This window comes from Streptomyces sp. NPDC093065, from assembly GCF_044754585.1.
Classification (GTDB): Bacteria; Actinomycetota; Actinomycetes; order Streptomycetales; family Streptomycetaceae; genus Streptomyces.
In genome coordinates this window covers 30,097-47,266 of record NZ_JBIVPJ010000028.1, presented here as the reverse complement: position 1 = coordinate 47,266, position 17,170 = coordinate 30,097, and the positions used below count along the sequence as shown (strand labels likewise).

At 69.2% G+C, this 17,170-nt stretch carries 16 protein-coding genes and 2 tRNA genes; 10 read left to right on the top strand and 8 right to left on the bottom strand.

Annotated elements, in window-relative coordinates; translation table 11 throughout:
- Positions 1-99 precede the first annotated feature (99 nt).
- Together ACIQFU_RS34040 and ACIQFU_RS34035 are read left to right on the top strand one after the other, a co-directional pair.
- A tRNA-Ala gene (locus ACIQFU_RS34040) sits at positions 100-172 on the top strand.
- A 407-nt stretch (positions 173-579) separates the two neighbouring features.
- Positions 580-1,356, top strand: a complete 777-nt coding sequence (locus ACIQFU_RS34035; RefSeq protein ID WP_402556828.1) for an isoprenyl transferase — start codon at positions 580-582, stop codon at positions 1,354-1,356.
- A gap of 107 nt (positions 1,357-1,463) precedes the next feature.
- Here ACIQFU_RS34035 and ACIQFU_RS34030 read toward each other — a convergent pair whose 3' ends face one another.
- Positions 1,464-2,165, bottom strand: a complete 702-nt coding sequence (locus ACIQFU_RS34030) for a DUF5324 family protein (protein WP_402556827.1) — start codon at positions 2,163-2,165, stop codon at positions 1,464-1,466.
- A 320-nt stretch (positions 2,166-2,485) separates the two neighbouring features.
- Between ACIQFU_RS34030 and ACIQFU_RS34025 the strand changes: the two genes are divergently transcribed.
- Positions 2,486-3,019, top strand: a complete 534-nt coding sequence (locus tag ACIQFU_RS34025; RefSeq protein WP_402556826.1) for a peptidylprolyl isomerase — start codon at positions 2,486-2,488, stop codon at positions 3,017-3,019.
- Between the two features lie 103 nt (positions 3,020-3,122).
- Complete coding sequence (locus ACIQFU_RS34020) at positions 3,123-4,016, top strand: rhomboid family intramembrane serine protease (RefSeq protein WP_402556824.1); 894 nt, start codon at positions 3,123-3,125, stop codon at positions 4,014-4,016.
- Positions 4,017-4,282: 266 nt separating this feature from the next.
- Here the strand turns inward: ACIQFU_RS34020 and crgA are convergent, their stop codons facing one another.
- A complete protein-coding gene (gene crgA / locus ACIQFU_RS34015) occupies positions 4,283-4,537 on the bottom strand; it encodes a cell division protein CrgA (protein ID WP_402556823.1) in 255 nt (84 codons plus the stop codon).
- Between the two features lie 143 nt (positions 4,538-4,680).
- Here crgA and ACIQFU_RS34010 point away from each other — a divergent pair, with 143 nt between their 5' ends.
- The 5 genes from ACIQFU_RS34010 to ACIQFU_RS33990 all read left to right on the top strand — a co-directional run bounded on the left by ACIQFU_RS34010 (position 4,681) and on the right by ACIQFU_RS33990 (position 8,195).
- A complete protein-coding gene (locus tag ACIQFU_RS34010) occupies positions 4,681-5,460 on the top strand; it encodes a DUF881 domain-containing protein (protein WP_402556821.1) in 780 nt (259 codons plus the stop codon).
- Positions 5,461-5,541: 81 nt separating this feature from the next.
- The gene (locus ACIQFU_RS34005; protein WP_402556820.1) at positions 5,542-5,703 is read left to right on the top strand and encodes a hypothetical protein; all 162 of its coding nucleotides are present in this window, start codon (positions 5,542-5,544) and stop codon (positions 5,701-5,703) included.
- Entirely contained in the window at positions 5,700-6,338 is a 639-nt protein-coding gene (locus tag ACIQFU_RS34000; protein ID WP_402556819.1) for an aminodeoxychorismate/anthranilate synthase component II, read from the top strand. The genes ACIQFU_RS34005 and ACIQFU_RS34000 overlap by 4 nt, the downstream gene beginning before the upstream one ends.
- Entirely contained in the window at positions 6,335-7,393 is a 1,059-nt protein-coding gene (locus tag ACIQFU_RS33995; RefSeq protein ID WP_402556817.1) for a class E sortase, read from the top strand. Before ACIQFU_RS34000 ends, ACIQFU_RS33995 begins: the two co-directional genes overlap by 4 nt.
- Before the next feature lie 13 nt (positions 7,394-7,406).
- Entirely contained in the window at positions 7,407-8,195 is a 789-nt protein-coding gene (locus ACIQFU_RS33990) for a class E sortase (protein WP_402556816.1), read from the top strand.
- Between the two features lie 81 nt (positions 8,196-8,276).
- On the opposite strand, the gene pknB is transcribed toward ACIQFU_RS33990, so the two are convergent.
- The 6 genes from pknB to fhaA form a co-directional block, all read right to left on the bottom strand.
- Positions 8,277-10,289 (bottom strand): Stk1 family PASTA domain-containing Ser/Thr kinase, encoded by a 2,013-nt coding sequence (gene pknB / locus ACIQFU_RS33985; RefSeq protein ID WP_402556814.1) that lies wholly within the window; start codon positions 10,287-10,289, stop codon positions 8,277-8,279.
- Positions 10,290-10,479: 190 nt separating this feature from the next.
- Positions 10,480-11,952, bottom strand: a complete 1,473-nt coding sequence (locus ACIQFU_RS33980) for a peptidoglycan D,D-transpeptidase FtsI family protein (RefSeq protein WP_402556812.1) — start codon at positions 11,950-11,952, stop codon at positions 10,480-10,482.
- Positions 11,949-13,385 carry an FtsW/RodA/SpoVE family cell cycle protein gene (locus ACIQFU_RS33975; protein ID WP_402556810.1) on the bottom strand — a complete coding sequence of 479 codons (1,437 nt, stop codon included), beginning with the start codon at positions 13,383-13,385 and terminating at the stop codon, positions 11,949-11,951. The genes ACIQFU_RS33980 and ACIQFU_RS33975 overlap by 4 nt, the downstream gene beginning before the upstream one ends.
- A 27-nt stretch (positions 13,386-13,412) precedes the next feature.
- Positions 13,413-14,951: a Stp1/IreP family PP2C-type Ser/Thr phosphatase gene (locus ACIQFU_RS33970; protein WP_402556809.1), complete on the bottom strand. Its 1,539-nt coding sequence runs from the start codon at positions 14,949-14,951 to the stop codon at positions 13,413-13,415.
- Positions 14,952-15,092: 141 nt separating this feature from the next.
- A complete protein-coding gene (gene fhaB / locus ACIQFU_RS33965) occupies positions 15,093-15,611 on the bottom strand; it encodes an antibiotic biosynthesis regulator FhaB (protein WP_003975090.1) in 519 nt (172 codons plus the stop codon).
- A 10-nt stretch (positions 15,612-15,621) separates the two neighbouring features.
- Positions 15,622-16,491 (bottom strand): antibiotic biosynthesis regulator FhaA, encoded by an 870-nt coding sequence (gene fhaA, locus ACIQFU_RS33960; RefSeq protein WP_402556807.1) that lies wholly within the window; start codon positions 16,489-16,491, stop codon positions 15,622-15,624.
- 542 nt (positions 16,492-17,033) lie between these two features.
- Between fhaA and ACIQFU_RS33955 the strand changes: the two genes are divergently transcribed.
- Positions 17,034-17,120 (top strand) — tRNA-Leu (locus ACIQFU_RS33955).
- Positions 17,121-17,170 lie beyond the last annotated feature (50 nt).

Here is a 17,170-nt window from a genome sequence, read left to right as displayed (position 1 = left end):
CCGGGAGCCCCAATCATTTGTGAGATACGGGGGGCGACCCGGTACTCTTGTCCGCGGTGACCGGCGGTCTGCGACACCAGGACCGGCGACACCTCCCGAGGGGCCTTAGCTCAGTTGGTAGAGCGCTGTCTTTGCATGGCAGATGTCAGGGGTTCGACTCCCCTAGGCTCCACCGTGAAGAGCGCCTCCGACCTGCGGAAACGTAGATCGGAGGCGCTCTGTTCGCTCCAGGGTGCCGCTGGGCGGGCCCCTGTGGTCCCGCCGGCCCGCCCCGGGCGGGTGGAGACGTTCCTCACCGTCGTCGCCCCCACACCGTGCCCGACACCCCATGCTCCGCCCGGTGATCAACAACGACCGGAGGGAAAAGGCCAGTTGACCGCCTGGAACATCGCTCCGACGCCCGCTCCGTCACCGGACGGGGCCCGTGGACGGGCCCCTCTCGGCGCCCGGGCAGGGCTGTCTGCTCTTGATATCGTCACCCCACAGGGCATCAGCGGCACACCCCCGCGGGGCGGTGCCACGTGGCTCATCGCCGTCGGAGCCGTCCGGTCACTACCGACGAGGTGGAAGGGGTAGACCATGCGGGCGAAGGTACGAGCCGCTCTGGACGCGCTCTACATGAAGCGGCTGGTCAGGGAGTTGGAGGGACGCCCACGCCCCCAGCACATCGGCATCATGCTCGACGGCAACCGCCGGTGGGCCAAGATGTCGGGGATCGACGACCCCCGCGAGGGCTACCGGGCCGGCGGTGCCAAGGTGCTGGACTTCCTGCGCTGGTGCGACTCCGCCAAGATCGAGCACGTCACCCTGTTCATGCTCTCCGACGACAACCTTCACCGGCCCGAGGAGCAGCTGAACCCGCTCATCGACATCATCGCCGAGGTCGTCGAGCAGCTGGCCGCATCGGGCAATCCCTGGCCCGTCGAAGCCGTCGGCGCCCTGGACCTGCTGCCCGCGGAGTCCGCCAGCCGCCTCAAGACCGCCACCGCGGCCACCCAGGACCGCAAGGGCGGCACCAAGGTCGACGTGGCGGTGGGCTACGGGGGCAGGCGCGAGATCGTCGACGCCGTGCGCTCCGCCCTGACCGAGCACAGCTCTCAGGGCGGCGACATCGACGAGTTCATCGAGACCTTCACCATGGAGCACATCTCCAAGCACCTGTACTCCAAGACACGGTCCGAGTCCGACCTCATCATCCGCACCTCGGGTGAGCAACGGCTCTCCGGATTCCTGCTCTGGCAGTCCGCCTACGCGGAGGTCCACTTCTGTGAGACCTACTGGCCGGACTTCCGCGAGATCGACTTCCTGCGAGCCCTGCGCTCCTACTCCCTGCGGGAACGCCGTTACGGCCGCTGAGCGCGGTTTCACGTGAAACATCGCCGCGGGGCGGGAGACCCGGCGTCTCCCGCCCCGCGGCGGTCGGTAGGAAAACAGCAGTCGGTGCCGGTACGGCGACCGGGGATTCAGCGGGGCTCGTCGCCCTCAGCCGCCTCGTCCTGGGCCTGCTTGGCCTGCACCTCCGGATCGAGGATCGCCTCGCCGGTACCGTCCACCGACGTCAGCCGGCCCGACTCGGGGACCTCCGTGGCCTCCGGGGGCTCCACCAGCCAGTCGGGGTTGGCCTGCTTGTCCCACCACTTCCACGCGGCGAAGGCGCCGCCCGCGACGACGCCCACCACCGCGAGAACCTTGGCGACACGACCCGCCCTGGCCCGACGCTGGTGCTTGCGCGTCAGCTTCTGGATCTCCTTCGCCGTCACCTGGCCACGCAGCGCGGCCAGCGCGGCGACACCCCGCGCGGTGGCCTGGTCCCGCACGGGGCCGGCCGCGGCCACCGCCTGCTCGATCCTCGGACGTGAGTAGTCGGCCGCCTGCCGGGCAGCCAGCCGGGTACGGATCGCGGCCTCCTGCGCGGCGGCGTCCATCTTCGGCGGCACATGCGTACGGGCCTGTTCCAGCCGCGGCGCGACATGCGTGCCGTACTGATGACGCGCCTGGCACGTGGCCTGCGACACCTTGGGCGCCAGCCGTACGCGCGCCTCCTGTGCATAGTGAGCGGCCCTGTCCTTGGCCGTGTCGGCGTAGGGCGCCACCACTTCCGCGGCGTGCAGCACGCTGTCCTTCGCCGAACCGGTCGCGGCGCGCACGCTGTCGATGCGGGTCACGGGTTCCTCCTCCTCGGTGGCGTACGGTAATTCGACTTTCCACCCTTTTACGGATCATGCCTGGGGACGCACCGCCAGGCATGTGAGGGCGGGCATCCGGGTCACGGACGATGCCGCCGTGACCTCTGGAACAAGTGGTGATGAAGTTGCGAACAAGAGCTGATCAACGTCAATAACCGATGAATACCGGGCAACACGAGCCTGACCCCGACCATGCCACGGATCGGCGCCCCACGCTCGTGACCCAGCGGTACGAGCGCCGAACGCGCCCCCGACCGTGCGAGGATCGGTGGGCACCACAGGACGACGGAAGGCACACCGTGGCCGAGCAGCTCTACGCCACCCTGAAGACCAACCAAGGTGACATCGAGGTCCGGCTGCTGCCGAACCACGCACCCAGGACGGTCAAGAACTTCGTCGAGCTGGCCCGCGGCGAGCGGGAGTGGACCCACCCCGCCACCGGGGAGAAATCCAAGGCCCGGCTCTACGACGGCACCGTCTTCCACCGGGTCCTCAGCGGCTTCATGATCCAGGGCGGTGACCCGCTGGGCAACGGCACCGGCGACCCCGGCTACCAGTTCCCGGACGAGTTCCACCCCGACCTCGGATTCGACAGGCCCTACCTGATGGCCATGGCCAACGCGGGCCCCGGCACCAACGGCTCGCAGTTCTTCATCACCGTCTCCCCGACCACCTGGCTCAACCGCAAGCACACGATCTTCGGCGAAGTGACCGACGCGGCCAGTCAGAAGGTCGTCGACGCCATCGCCGCCGCGCGGACCAACCCCCGCACCGAGCGCCCCCTCAACGACATCGTCATCGAGTCGGTCGTCGTCGAGACCCGCGACGCCTGAGTCCCCCGCACACCGGGCAGGAACCAAACGCCCCGCTCATCCGTAGAGAAGGGCGGGGCGGTGCATCTGCACCCACCGCCCGCAGGACGACCGAGGGGATGTCATGGACCACGCGGCCGCCGGCCCACCGGGAGCGCAGAGCCTGCCCGGCTGCTATCGCCACCCCGACCGTGAAACCGGCATCCGCTGCACCCGCTGCGAGCGCCCCATCTGCCCGGACTGCATGGTCAACGCCTCCGTCGGCTTCCACTGCCCCGACTGCGCCGCCGGCCGCACACCGGGGGACAAGGGACCGGCGCCCGCCGCCTCCCGCCCCCGCACCCTCGCGGGCGGCACGGTCGCCGCCGACCCCCACCTCCTCACCAAGATCCTGATCGGGATCAACGTGGCGGTGTTCATCGCCGTCCAGGCGCTGCCCTCGTCCTTCCTCAGCGACATGGTGCTCATCGGACGCTGGCCCCCGGCACCCTTCGCCCCGACCGAGGGCGTCGCGGACGGCGAGTGGTACCGCCTGGTGAGCACGATGTTCACCCACCAGGAGATCTGGCACATCGGCTTCAACATGATCAGCCTCTGGTTCCTCGGCGGCCCCCTGGAAGCAGCCCTCGGCAGAGCCCGCTACCTGGCGCTCTACCTCGTCTCCGGTCTCGCCGGCAGCGCCCTCACCTACCTGCTGGCCGCACCCACCACGGCCACCCTCGGTGCCTCCGGTGCGGTCTTCGGCCTCTTCGGTGCCACCGCCGCCCTGGTCCGACGCCTCAACGCGGACATGCGGCCGGTCGTTGTCCTGCTGGTGATCAACCTGATCTTCACCTTCACCTGGGCCAACATCGCCTGGCAGGCACACATCGGCGGCCTCGTCGCCGGCGGCGTCATCGGCTTCGCCATGCTCCACGCCCCGCGCGAGCGGCGCACGCTCGTCCAGTACGGCAGCTGTGCGCTGGTCCTCCTGGTCGTGGTCGGGCTGACCCTGTTGAGGACGACGCAGCTCACCTGAGCGATCCGTTGTCCACAGTAGGTGGCGGATCTTGTGCACAGCGTGCGGGAACACATGTGCCCCCTGTCGCTGACCAGTGTTTCTGCAGGTCAGCCAGGGGGCGAACGTGTTTTCGGAACCTGGGGGGAGCCGGTACTTCCGTCACACCGGCGTCAATGTCCCAGTGGGTTATCCACAGATCGTCTTTCTTTTCCCCATGTGGATAACGCCTGTGGATAACTCCGTGGATAGCCCTGGGTAGAGCTACTGCGGAGCCGCCGCCGGGGCTACTTCCACTGCGTGGAGACGCCGAACCCCGCGGCGATGAAACCGAAGCCCACCACGATGTTCCAGTTGCCCAGGGAGTCGATGGGCAGTGAACCGTCGGTGACGTAGAAGAGGACGATCCACGCCAGGCCGATGATGAACATGGCCAGCATGACCGGCGCGACCCAGCTGCGGTTGGTCAGCTTGATACTGGCCGTCTGCTTCGAGGGCGGCGGCGTGTAATCGGCCTTCTTGCGGATACGTGACTTCGGCACGAGGGTCTCTCCTGTCGATGCGCTGCGTGGCCGCGCAGGGAACGGGGTTCGGTCTCGAAGGGGGTGTACATGGGGACTCTGAACGCTCCCCCGGGCGTCCGTTAGCGTAGTCCTTCCGTGGCGCCGAAGGAGATAAGGGTACGTTGAGCAATTCTGCCGACTCCCCCGGAACGGGGTCCAGCCCTGTCCGCCGACGCCGTTTCCGGCCCGTGCGGGTACTCACGGCGGCCGTCTTCGCACTCGCGGGACTTATTTTCTTCACCAGCTTCAATACCGCGAAGGGCACCAATATCCGTACGGACGCCTCTTTGCTCAAGTTGTCCGATCTCGTCCATGAGCGCAGCCGGGAGAACGGCGATCTGGAGGAGTCGAACGGGGCCCTGCGCGAGGAGGTCGAATCGTTCGCCGAGCGCGACGACGGCCGTACGAAGTCGGAGGACGACAAGCTCGCGGCGCTGGAGGAGAAGGCGGGTACGCAGAAGCTGAAGGGCGAGGCGATCACCGTCACGCTCGACGACGCCCCGCCGGACGCCACCGCGAAGCTCCCCGGCTACCCGGAGCCGCAGCCCGATTACCTGGTGATCCACCAGCAGGACCTCCAGGCCGTGGTGAACGCGCTGTGGCAGGGCGGTGCCGAGGGCATCAAGGTGATGGACCAGCGGCTGATCTCCACCAGCGCGGTGCGCTGTGTGGGCAACACGCTGATCCTGCAGGGCCGCGTCTACTCACCGCCGTACAAGATCCAGGCGGTCGGCGCCCCGGAGCGGCTCAAGAACACGCTGGCGAAGTCGCCGGCGATCCAGAACTACATGGTGTACGTCAACGTGTACGGGCTCGGCTGGAAGGTCGAGGACGACGGGCGGGTGACGCTGCCGGGCTACTCGGGCACGGCGGACCTGCAGTATGCCCAGCCTGTGGATTAGGGCCGTTCCGGAGGGCTCGGCGCCGCTAGTCTGGTGCGGTACGGCGTGTGTGTGGCGTCGTGGTGCGACGGAAGGGACGGCATGTACGGCTGGATCTGGCGGCATCTGCCGGGAAACGCGTGGGTGAAGGCGCTGCTCTCGCTCATGCTGGCGACGATCGTGGTCTACGTCCTCTTCCAGTACGTCTTCCCCTGGGCCGAACCGCTGCTGCCCTTCAACGATGTGACGGTGGACAACCAGTGAGCGCGCGCATCCTCGTCGTCGACAACTACGACAGCTTCGTCTTCAACCTGGTCCAGTACCTCTACCAGCTCGGCGCCGAGTGCGAGGTGCTGCGCAACGACGAGGTGTCGACGGCACACGCCCAGGACCGGTTCGACGGCGTGCTGCTGTCGCCGGGCCCGGGAACTCCGGAGCAGGCCGGCGTGTGCGTCGACATGGTCCGGCACTGCGCGGAGACCGGGGTGCCGGTCTTCGGCGTGTGCCTGGGCATGCAGTCGATGCAGGTGGCGTACGGCGGTGTGGTGGACCGGGCGCCGGAGCTGCTGCACGGCAAGACCTCGCCCGTCGAGCACACGGACAAGGGCGTCTTCGCGGGCCTGCCCTCGCCGTTCACGGCGACCCGGTACCACTCGCTGGCGGCGGAGCCGGACACGGTGCCGCCGGAGCTGGAGGTGACGGCCCGTACGCCGGACGGGATCGTGATGGGCCTGCGCCACCGGGAACTGCCCGTCGAGGGCGTGCAGTTCCACCCGGAGTCGGTGCTCACCGAGCACGGGCACCGGATGCTGGCCAACTGGCTGGTGGAGTGCGGCGACCAGGGCGCGGTGGCGAGGTCGGCGGGGCTCGCCCCGGTGGTGGGCAGGGCCACGGCGTGACCGCGCTGCGCCCCGAGCGCGACTCCGGCACGGCCGGTGACCAGGGATCCTCGTACGGGCAGCCGTACGGGGATTCCGGTGCGTTCGGGGACGGTTGGTACGAGGACTTCGCCTCCGGGGCGGAGTACCGGGTGCCGCTCGCCGACGACGAGACGGTGGCGCTGCGGATTCCCGAGCCGCCGGTGCGACGGACGGCCACCGAGACGGGCTCCGCCGGGGACGGCCCGGCCGGCGGCGGGCGCGCGGCCCGCAGGAAGGCCGCGAAACGGCGTCACGGGCGCCGTGGGGCGTCCAGGGGCCACTCGGCGGAGGTGGAGGCCGAAGAGACCCCGAAGGCCCCTCTGTCGCGTGTGGAGGCCCGTCGGCAGGCCCGTGCGCGCAAGCCCGGCGCAGCGGTGATCGCGAGCCGGGCCATAGGTGAGATCTTCATCACGACCGGCGTGCTGATGCTGCTGTTCGTCACCTACCAGCTGTGGTGGACGAACGTCCGGGCGCACGCGCAGGCGAACCAGGCCGCGAGCAACCTCCAGGACGACTGGGCGAACGGCAAGCGCAACCCGGGGACGTTCGAACCGGGCCAGGGTTTCGCGCTGCTGCACATCCCCAAGCTGGACGTGGTCGTGCCGATCGCGGAGGGCATCAGCAGCAAGAAGGTGCTGGACCGGGGCATGGTCGGGCACTACGCGGAGGACGGGCTGAAGACGGCGATGCCGGACGCCGGGACCGGCAACTTCGGGCTCGCGGGGCACCGCAACACGCACGGCGAGCCTTTCCGGTACATCAACAAGCTGGAGCCGGGCGACCCGATCGTCGTGGAGACGCAGGACAAGTACTTCGTCTACAAGATGGCGTCGATCCTGCCGGTGACGTCGCCGAGCAACGTCAGCGTGCTGGACCCGGTCCCGAAGCAGTCGGGCTTCAAGGGGCCCGGCCGCTACATCACCCTCACCACGTGCACGCCGGAGTTCACCAGCAAGTACCGCATGATCGTCTGGGGCAAGATGGTCGAGGAACGGCCGCGCAGCAAGGGCAAGCCGGATGCGCTCGTCAGTTAAGGGCGGATGACCAGTGGCAGCGACCACCGACACGGAGCACCAGGAGCACGCCGGCGAGGACGGCCCACCGGAGTCCGGGGCGGCACGCCGCCGCCGGCGCGGCCGGGGTCCCGGACGGATCGTCGCGCAGGCGGTCAGCGTCTTCGGCGAACTGCTCATCACCGCGGGCCTGGTGATGGGCCTGTTCGTCGTCTACTCGCTGTGGTGGACGAACGTGGTCGCCGACCGCGCGGCCGACAAGCAGGCGGAGAAGGTCCGGGACAACTGGGCCCAGGACCGGGTGGGCGACGGCCCGGACGGCCCGGGGGCGCTGGACACCAAGGCGGGCATCGGCTTCCTGCACGTGCCGGCGATGGGCGAGGGCGACGTCCTGGTGGAGAAGGGCACGTCGATGAAGATCCTCAACGACGGCGTGGCCGGCTACTACACCGACCCGGTCAAGGCGACGCTGCCCACCTCGGACAAGAAGGGGAACTTCTCGCTGGCGGCCCATCGCGACGGGCACGGGGCGAGGTTCCACAACATCGACAAGATCGAGAAGGGCGACCCGATCGTCTTCGAGACGAAGGACACCTGGTACGTGTACAAGACGTACGCCGTCCTGCCCGAGACCTCGAAGTTCAACGTCGACGTCCTGGACGCGGTCCCCGGCGAGTCCGGCAAGAAGAAGGCCGGCCACTACATCACGCTGACGACCTGCACCCCGGTCTACACGAGCCGCTACCGGTACGTGGTCTGGGGCGAGCTGGTCCGCACGGAGAAGGTGGACGGCGACCGGACGCCGCCCGAGGAACTGCGCTGACCACCTGACGCAGAGCACGGACACCACGGAGCCCCGGTCCCTCGGTCGAGGGGCCGGGGCTCCGGTCGTTGTGCGGGCGGGTCAGTCCCGGCCGGGGAGGCCGCCGATGATGCCGCCGTTGTCGCCCCCGTTGTTGCCGCCGTTGCCACCCACCGTGGTGAGGGTGATCTGGGTGGCGGCCGGGTCGTCGACCTCGCTGTTGGCCGGCGGGTTCTGCCCTATCACGACGGCGTTGTCGTCGTTGGGACCGGAGACCTGGATGTTGGTGAAGCCGGCCTGGTTCAGGGTCTGCTGGGCCTGGGCCAGGGGCGTACCGAGCTTGATCTCGGGCACCTTCGTCTTCTCCGCGACCTTGCCAACGAAGATCGTCACCTTGGAGCCCTTGTCGACCTTCGTGTTCGCCGTGGGCGTCGTGGAGATGACCTTGCCGTTCTGGTTCGGGTCGTTCGTCGGCTGGTCCGCGCAGACGGCCGTCAGGTCGCCGCCGCTCTCCACCTGGGCCTTGGCCTCGTCGCAGGACCGGCCCACGACGTCCGGCACCGTCGCCTTCTCCTCGGCCTTGGCGACCTCCAGGGTCACCGTGGAGCCCTTCTCCAGCTCCTTGCCCGGGTCGGGGTTCTGGCTGAGTACCGTGCCCTCGTCCTGGGAGGACTCGGTCTTCTTGGTCTCGACGTCGAAGCCCTTGTCCTCGAGCTGCTGCTTGGCCTCGTCGATGTTCTTGTCGATGACGTTCGGGACGGCGACCTTCGGCGCGCCCGTCGAGACCACCAGGTTGACGGTGGACTCCTTGTCGACCTCGGTGCCCTGCTTGGGGTCCTGGTCGCAGATGCTGCCCTTCTTCTGGTCCTCGCAGGGCTTCTGCTCGACCGTTCCCAGCTTGAGGTCGGAGTTGGTGAGCAGTTTCTCGGCGTCGTCCTGCGTCTGACCGACCAGGTTCGGCACCGAGACGGTGCTGTCACCGGGACCTCCGCCTCCGCTGACGACGTACTTGCCGATCAGGATGGCGCCGACCAGGACGAGGATGCCGGCCAGAACCAGGAGGATCGTGGAGGTGTTCTTCTTGCGGGGCTGCTGGCGGCGCCGGTCGGGGCGGTCGTCGTAGCCGTAGCCGCCGTCGTCCGGGTTCATCGGCGGCAGCATGGTCGTGGCACCGCCGCCCGCGTCCGAGCGCAGGGCGGTGGTCGGCTGGTCGTCGGGGTAGGCGCCGTAGCCGCCCGCGGCCATGGCGCCCAGTGCGGCGGTGGCGGCGACGGGCTGGCCGTCGAGGCAGGCCTCGATGTCGAGGCGCATCTCGTCGGCCGACTGGTAGCGGTAGTCGGGGTCCTTGGTCAGGGCCTTCAGCACGATCGCGTCCATCTCGGGCGTGATCTCGGGGTCGAAGACGCTCGGCGCCTGCGGTTCCTCGCGCACGTGCTGGTAGGCGACGGCCACCGGGGAGTCGCCGACGAAGGGCGGGCGGACCGTGAGCAGCTCGTAGAGCAGGCAGCCCGTGGAGTACAGGTCGGAGCGGGCGTCGACCTGCTCGCCCTTGGCCTGCTCCGGGGAGAGGTACTGGGCGGTGCCGATCACGGCTGCGGTCTGGGTCATCGTCATGCCGGAGTCGCCCATGGCGCGGGCGATGCCGAAGTCCATGACCTTGACCTGGCCGTTGCGCGTGAGCATGACGTTGGCCGGCTTGATGTCGCGGTGGACGATGCCGGCCCGGTGCGAGTACTCCAGGGCCTGGAGGATGCCGATGGTCATCTCCAGCGTCCGCTCCGGCAGCAGCTTGCGGCCGGAGTGGAGCAGCTCACGGAGCGTGGAGCCGTCGACGTACTCCATGACGATGTACGGGATGGAGACCCCGTCGATGTAGTCCTCGCCCGTGTCGTAGACCGCCACGATCGCGGGATGGTTGAGCGAGGCGGCCGACTGGGCCTCCCGGCGGAAGCGGGCCTGGAAGGACGGGTCGCGAGCGAGATCCGCGCGGAGCGTCTTCACCGCCACCTGGCGTCCGAGCCGGGTGTCATGAGCGTGGTAAACCTCCGCCATGCCACCACGGCCGAGCACGGGGCCCAGCTCGTACCGGCCGCCGAGGCGACGCGGCTCTTCCATGGTTACCTACCAGCCCTCTCCGTCGGTCCCGACCGGCATGCTTGTACGGTCGGAGGCTGCCGTCCGGCCTACCGTACCCGGCTCGCTCGTGGCCCCTTGGCCGAGCCGGGCAGCCGATACAGGACCGGTATCGCAACGTGCGCCGATGTGAAGGGGACGTGACCGGAGTCACGTCCCGTTCAGGGCGCGGTCACTTCTTGCTGTCGATGACGGCCTCCATGACGTTCTTCGCGATCGGTGCCGCGAGGCCGCCGCCGGAGATGTCGTCGCGCACGGCGTTCTCGTCCTCGATCACCACGGCCACCGCCACGGGCGCGCTGCCGTCGTCGGTCTTGGCGTACGAGATGAACCAGGCGTAGGGGTTCTTGCTGTTGTTCTCGCCGTGCTGTGCGGTACCGGTCTTGCCACCCACCGTGACGCCGTCGATCTGGGCGTTGGTTCCCGTGCCGTCCTTGACGACGGTCTCCATCATGGACTGGAGGATCTGGGCGTTGTCCGCGGACAGCGGCTTGCTCATCTCCTCGGGGTCCGTCTTCTCGATGGTGTCGAGGTTGGGGGCCTGGAGCGCGTCGACCATGTACGGCTTCATCAGGGTGCCGTTGTTGGCGATGGCCGAGGTGACCATGGCCATCTGCAGCGGGGTGGCCGCGGTGTTGAACTGGCCGATGGAGGAGAGCGCGACCTGCGAGTCGTTCATGCCGTCGGAGAAGACGGAGGCGCTGGAGCGCACCGGGACGAACTGCTCCTCGGTGAAGCCGAACTTCTTCGCGGTCTCCAGCATCTTGTCGTTGCCGAGGTCGTAACCGAGCTTGCCGAAGACGGTGTTGCAGGAGACGCGCAGGGCCTCGCGGAGGGTGGCGTCCTCGCAGGGGATGTCGCCCTCGTTCTTCAGCTCGGTGGTCGTGCCGGGCATCGTCCAGGGCAGCGGGGAGTCGGTCTTCTCGTCCGCCGAGTCGTACTTGCCGTGCTCCAGGGCCGCCGCCGCGGTGACCACCTTGAAGGTGGAGCCGGGCGGGTAGACCTCGCGCAGGGCGCGGTTGAGCATCGGGTCGTCGGGGTTGTTCTTCTTCTGGAGCCTGTTCCAGGCCTCGCCGGCCGCGTCGTTGCTGCCCGCGATGGAGGTCGGGTCGTACGAGGGGTACGAGGCCATCGAGAGGATCTTGCCGGTGGACGGCTCGATGGCGACGACGGCGCCCTTGGCGCCCTGCTTCTTCAGGCCGTCGTACGCGGCCTTCTGGGCGGCGGCGTTGAGGGTGGTGACGACGTTTCCGCCCTCGCGCTTCTTGCCCGTGATCATGTCGAGGGTGTTGCGGAAGAACAGCCGGTCGTCGTTGCCGGTGAGGATGCCGTCGTCGATGGACTCCAGCTGGGTGGCGCCGAAGGCCTGGGAGACGTAGCCGGTGACGGGCGCCCACATGGCGCCGTCCTTGTAGGTGCGCTTGTACTTGAAGTCGCCCTCGGTGGTGGCGTGTCCGGTGATGGCCTTGCCGTCGACGATGATGTCGCCGCGCGGGCTGGCGTACCGCTCGATGGCGACGCGGCGGTTGTGCTCGTCCTCCTTGAGCTCGTCGGCCTGGACGTACTGGAGCCAGTTGTCCCGGATGAGGAGGGTCAGGACGAGCAGACCGCAGAAGAGCGCGATGCGGCGCAGGGGCTTGTTCACGGTCGGACCACCTGGGTCATCTCGGCGTCGGGGCTGGCGGGTGCGGCGGGTGCCGGTCTCCGCGCGGTGTCGCTGATGCGCAGCAGGATGCCGATCAGGGCCCAGTTGGCGATGACGGAGGAGCCGCCGTACGCCAGGAAGGGCATGGTCATACCGGTGAGCGGGATGAGGCCCATGACACCGCCGGCGACGACGAAGACCTGGAGGGCGAAGGCGCCGGAGAGGCCGATGGCGAGGAGCTTGCCGAAGGGGTCGCGGGCGGCGAGGGCGGTACGCACACCGCGTTCCACGATCAAGGCGTAGAGCAGGAGCAGGGCCATCAGGCCGGCGAGGCCGAGTTCCTCGCCGAAGGTGGCGAGGATGAAGTCGGAGTTGGCGGCGAAGCGGATCAGCTCGGAGTGGCCCTGGCCCCAGCCGGTGCCGAGGGTGCCGCCGGAGCCGAAGGCCCACAGGGCCTGCATGGCCTGCTCGGAGTGGCCGACCTGGTTGGCGCGGGAGAGCATGAACTCCCGCATCGGGTCGAGCCAGGCGTCGACGCGCTGCTGGATGTGCGGCTCGAAGGTGGCCACGCCGACGGCGCCGACGGCGGACATCAGCATGCCGAAGACGATCCAGCTGGTCCGCTCGGTGGCGACGTACAGCATGATCACGAACATGCCGAAGAACAGCAGCGAGGTGCCGAGGTCGGTCTCGAAGACGAGGATCAGGATCGAGACGATCCAGACGACCAGGATGGGGCCGAGGTCGCGGCCGCGCGGCAGGTAGAGGCCCATGAAGCGGCGGCTGGCCAGGGCGAGCGCGTCGCGCTTCACCATCAGGTAGCCGGCGAAGAAGATCGCGAGGACGATCTTGGCGAACTCACCGGGCTGGATGGAGAAGGAACCGACCTGGATCCAGATCTTGGCGCCGTAGATGTTCTTGCCGAGGCCCGGTACGAGCGGGAGCAGCAGCAGGAACAGGGCGCCGACCATGGAGATGTAGGTGTAGCGCTGCAGGACGCGGTGGTCCTTGAGGAAGACGAGCACGGCGACGAACAGGGCGATGCCCATCGCGGTGTAGATCAGCTGGCGGGGTGCGGCGTTGCCGGCCTGGTGGATGCTCTGGAGCAGTTCGGACTGGTCCAGGCGCCAGATGGCGACGAGTCCGAGGCCGTTGAGCAGGGTGGCCAGCGGCAGCAGCAGCGGGTCCGCGTACGGGGCGAACTTGCGCACGACGAGGTGGCCGACGCCGGCCAGCAGGCCGAGGCCGAAGCCGTAGCTCAGCAGGCCCGCGGGCACCTCGTCGTTGATGGCGAGGCCCACGTTGGCGTAGGCGAAGACCGGGATGAGGACGGCGAACACGAGCAGAGCCAGCTCGGTGTTGCGCCGGCTCGGGGCGCCGATGGCGCCGATCGTGGACGTGTGCTGCGTCGACGGGTTGGTAGTACTGCTCATCGTGTGAAAGGGCCTCTCACGGCTTGCCTACTGCTTACCGCACAGCGAGACGACCTTCTGCTCTTCCTCCGAGAGGGTCGGTCCTGAGCCTGGAGTGGGTGCGGTCGTGGACGGGGACTCGGACGATTCGGGTGCCTCGGGCGAGCCCGACGGGTTCGGGCTGGGTGAGGCCTTGGACGTGAAGGAGGCGGCACTGGTTCCCGTGGTGCCTCCGGCCTCGCCCTCGCCCGTCTTCGCGTTCTCCTCGGTCTCCGCCGCGCGCCGGTCGGCCTGCTTCTTGCAGGCGGAGGCCTGGACCGCCAGCTCCTCGATCTTGGCCCGGGCGTCGTTGAGGTCGCCCTCGGGGATGGTGGCCTCGACCAGTTTCTGCTGGTAGGGCGGCAGGTACTTGAGTTCGATCTCGGGGTGGTCCTTCTGGACCTTCGAGAGCGAGACCCAGGCGAGGTCCTGGCTGATGCCCCGGTACAGCGCGAGGTGGTCGTCGTTGGTGCCGACGTAGTACTGGGTCTGGGTCCAGCGCCAGCCGCCGTAGGTGCCGCCGCCGATGACGGCGAGGGCGAGGACGGTGTAGAGGGACCGCTTCAGCCACTTGCGGCTCTTGCGGGGTTTGACGAAGTCGTCGGGGCCGTAGTCGTCGAAGCCGCCGGTGGGGACGAAGCCGGTGGTGTCGCCGCTGCCGGGCGGGCCGAACTCGCCGCCCCCGCCGCGCGGCCGGCCGAGTCCGGCGGCGCGGCCGGCCGGGGTCTGCATGATGCCGTTGTCGCTGGACTGGGCCTGGTTCTCCGCGACGGCGCCGACGACCACGGGGGTGTCGGAGAGCTGTGCGGCGAGGGTGTCGCCGGTGTCGAGGTCGAGGACGTCGGCGACGATGACGGTGATGTTGTCCGGGCCGCCGCCGCGCAGGGCGAGCTGGATCAGCTCCTGGACGGTCTCCTGGGGGCCCTGGTAGCTGGCGAGGGCGTCCTCCATCGTCTGGTGGGAGACGACGCCGGAGAGTCCGTCGGAGCAGATGAGGTAGCGGTCGCCGGCCCGCACCTCGCGGATGGACAGGTCGGGTTCCACGTGGTCGCCGCTGCCCAGGGCCCGCATCAGCAGGGAGCGCTGCGGGTGGGTGTCCGCCTCCTCCTCGGTGATGCGTCCCTCGTCGACGAGGCGCTGCACCCAGGTGTGGTCCTGCGTGATCTGGGTGAGGACGCCGTCGCGCAGCAGGTAGGCGCGGGAGTCGCCGACGTGGACCATGCCCAGGCGCTGGCCGGTCCACAGCAGCGCGGTCAGGGTGGTGCCCATGCCCTCCAGGGCGGGGTCCTCCTCGACCATCTGCCGCAGCTGGTCGTTGGCGCGCTGCACGGCGGCGCCGAGGGAGGTGAGGACGTCGGAGCCGGGCACGTCGTCGTCGAGGGCGACGATGGTGGAGATCACCTCGGAGGAGGCGACCTCACCGGCGGCCTGGCCGCCCATGCCGTCGGCGATGGCGAGCAGGCGGGGACCGGCGTAGCCGGAGTCCTCGTTGCCCTCCCGGATCATGCCCTTGTGGGAACCGGCGGCGAAGCGCAGTGACAGACTCATGCGCACCTCGCCCGTCGGCTCCGACTGCAGCCGGTCGTGTCGAGCCACACTGCCCACCCTCCGGTCGGGAGCGCGCCGGGGCCCGGGGTGCCGGCCACCGCTGCGTGCTCGCTCCGCTCGCGCTCATTCATTGGTGTAGCACTACTTCCGCAGCTCGATGACGGTCTTGCCGATGCGGATCGGCGCCCCGGGGCCGATCGGCGTCGGGGTCGTCAGCCGGGCCCGGTCCAGGTAGGTGCCGTTGGTGGAGCCCAGGTCCTCGACGATCCACTGGCCGTTCTGGTCCGGGTAGATCCTGGCATGGCGGCTGGAGGCGTAGTCGTCGTCCAGCACGATCGTCGAGTCGTGCGCCCGGCCGAGCGTGATGGTCTGGCCCTGGAGGGCGACGGTGGTGCCGGTGAGGGTGCCCTCCGTCACGACCAGCTTGGTGGGCGCGCCACGGCGCCCGCGGCCGCCGCCGGACTGCTGGCGCTGCGGCGGAGGCGCCTGGCCCTGGCGCGTGGCGGTCTGCTGCGGTCGGGCGGCGTCGCGCCGCGCGCCGCGCTGGGTGACCCGCGTACCGAAGAGGTCGCTGCGGATGACCTGCACGGCCACGATCACGAACAGCCACAGTACGGCGAGAAAACCCAGCCGCATGACCGTGAGGGTCAGCTCTGACATTGCCCCCGGATCACCCTTCGGCTTGCCTGTAGATAACGGTGGTGCTGCCCACGACGATTCGCGAGCCGTCGCGGAGCGTAGCGCGGGTGGTGTGCTGCCCGTCCACCACGATGCCGTTGGTGGAGCCGAGATCCTGGATCGTCGGGGGCGTTCCGGTCCGGATCTCGCAGTGCCGGCGGGAGACGCCGGGGTCGTCGATCCGCACGTCGGCCTCGGTGCTGCGGCCCAGCACGAGCGTCGCGCGGGAGATCTGGTGGCGGTTGCCGTTGATCTCGATCCAGTGGCGGGTGCGTCCGCCGGGGGCGGGCGCGGGAGGCGGCTGCTGGCCGCCGGCGGGCTGCGGGTAGCCGTAGCCGCCGGTGCGGCCGCCGGGCGGCGGCGCGGCCGGCATGGGCGGGGCGCCTGCGGGGGCGGCCGGCGGGTAGCCGTATCCGCCGCCCGGTCCGCCGGGCCGTGCGGGGGGTGCCGGGGGCGCGGCGGGGGCCGGGCCGCCCTGGTGGCTGCTGGAGGAGGCGAGCGTACGGCTGCGCACCCGGTACAGGCCGGTGTCGAGGTCGTCCGCCTTCTCGAGGTGGACCTTGATCGGTCCCATGAAGGTGTAGCGCTGCTGCTTGGCGTAGTCGCGGACCATGCCGGCCAGCTCGTCGCCGAGCTGTCCGGAGTAGGGGCTGAGGCGCTCGAAGTCGGGCGTGCTCAGTTCCACGATGAAGTCGTTGGGCACGACGGTGCGGTCGCGGTTCCAGATGGTCGCGTTGTTGTCGCATTCACGCTGAAGCGCTCCCGCGATCTCCACGGGCTGCACCTCGGACTTGAAGACCTTCGCGAAGGTGCCGTTGACCAGGCCTTCGAGCCGCTGCTCGAACTTCTTCAGGACTCCCATGGGGCACCTCCTCCGTCGCTGCCGTCCTGTCCGCTTCCACTGTCCTGCGTAGTGCTGTGCTGCGTACTGCTGCCTTGCGCAGTGCCGCTCCGCGTCGTGCGGTGCGTGCGCGCACTGCCCACCTGGTACTGCTTACTGATCGTATCCACGCGCCGGTCGATCGGCTGGTTCCCCCTGTCGGCCCGGTCGACGGGTGTCGACGCCTCTCGGAGTTCCCGCCGGGGCTCCCCTTCGAACTCCCGCGGGCACTTCGGGATGTGCTCCCTCAGGTACTCATGCCCAGGATCGTAGAGGCGGCCGCAGACCAGTGTCCCGCACCTGGCTGCGGTCCCCTACCGGCTCCTGGGGAGACGGGCCGGACCGGTACGAGGTTGATACGTGAACGGACACGGACCGAGACGAGTGCCCGAAGAAGGGCGGGCGCCCCGGTCCGCCCCGGTCCGCCCTGGGAAAGGGATGTGAATCGCCCCCTTCCAGCGTGCTAATGTTCTCGTGTCGGAAGGCGCCGGACCGCAAGGAAAAGCCCGGAAGACACACCCAATGCGCGGGTGGCGGAATAGGCAGACGCGCTGGATTCAGGTTCCAGTGCCCGCAAGGGCGTGGGGGTTCAACTCCCCCCTCGCGCACCAGCCGGAAGCCCCCCAGGTCTCGGACCTGGGGGGCTTTCGCATGTCCGGGG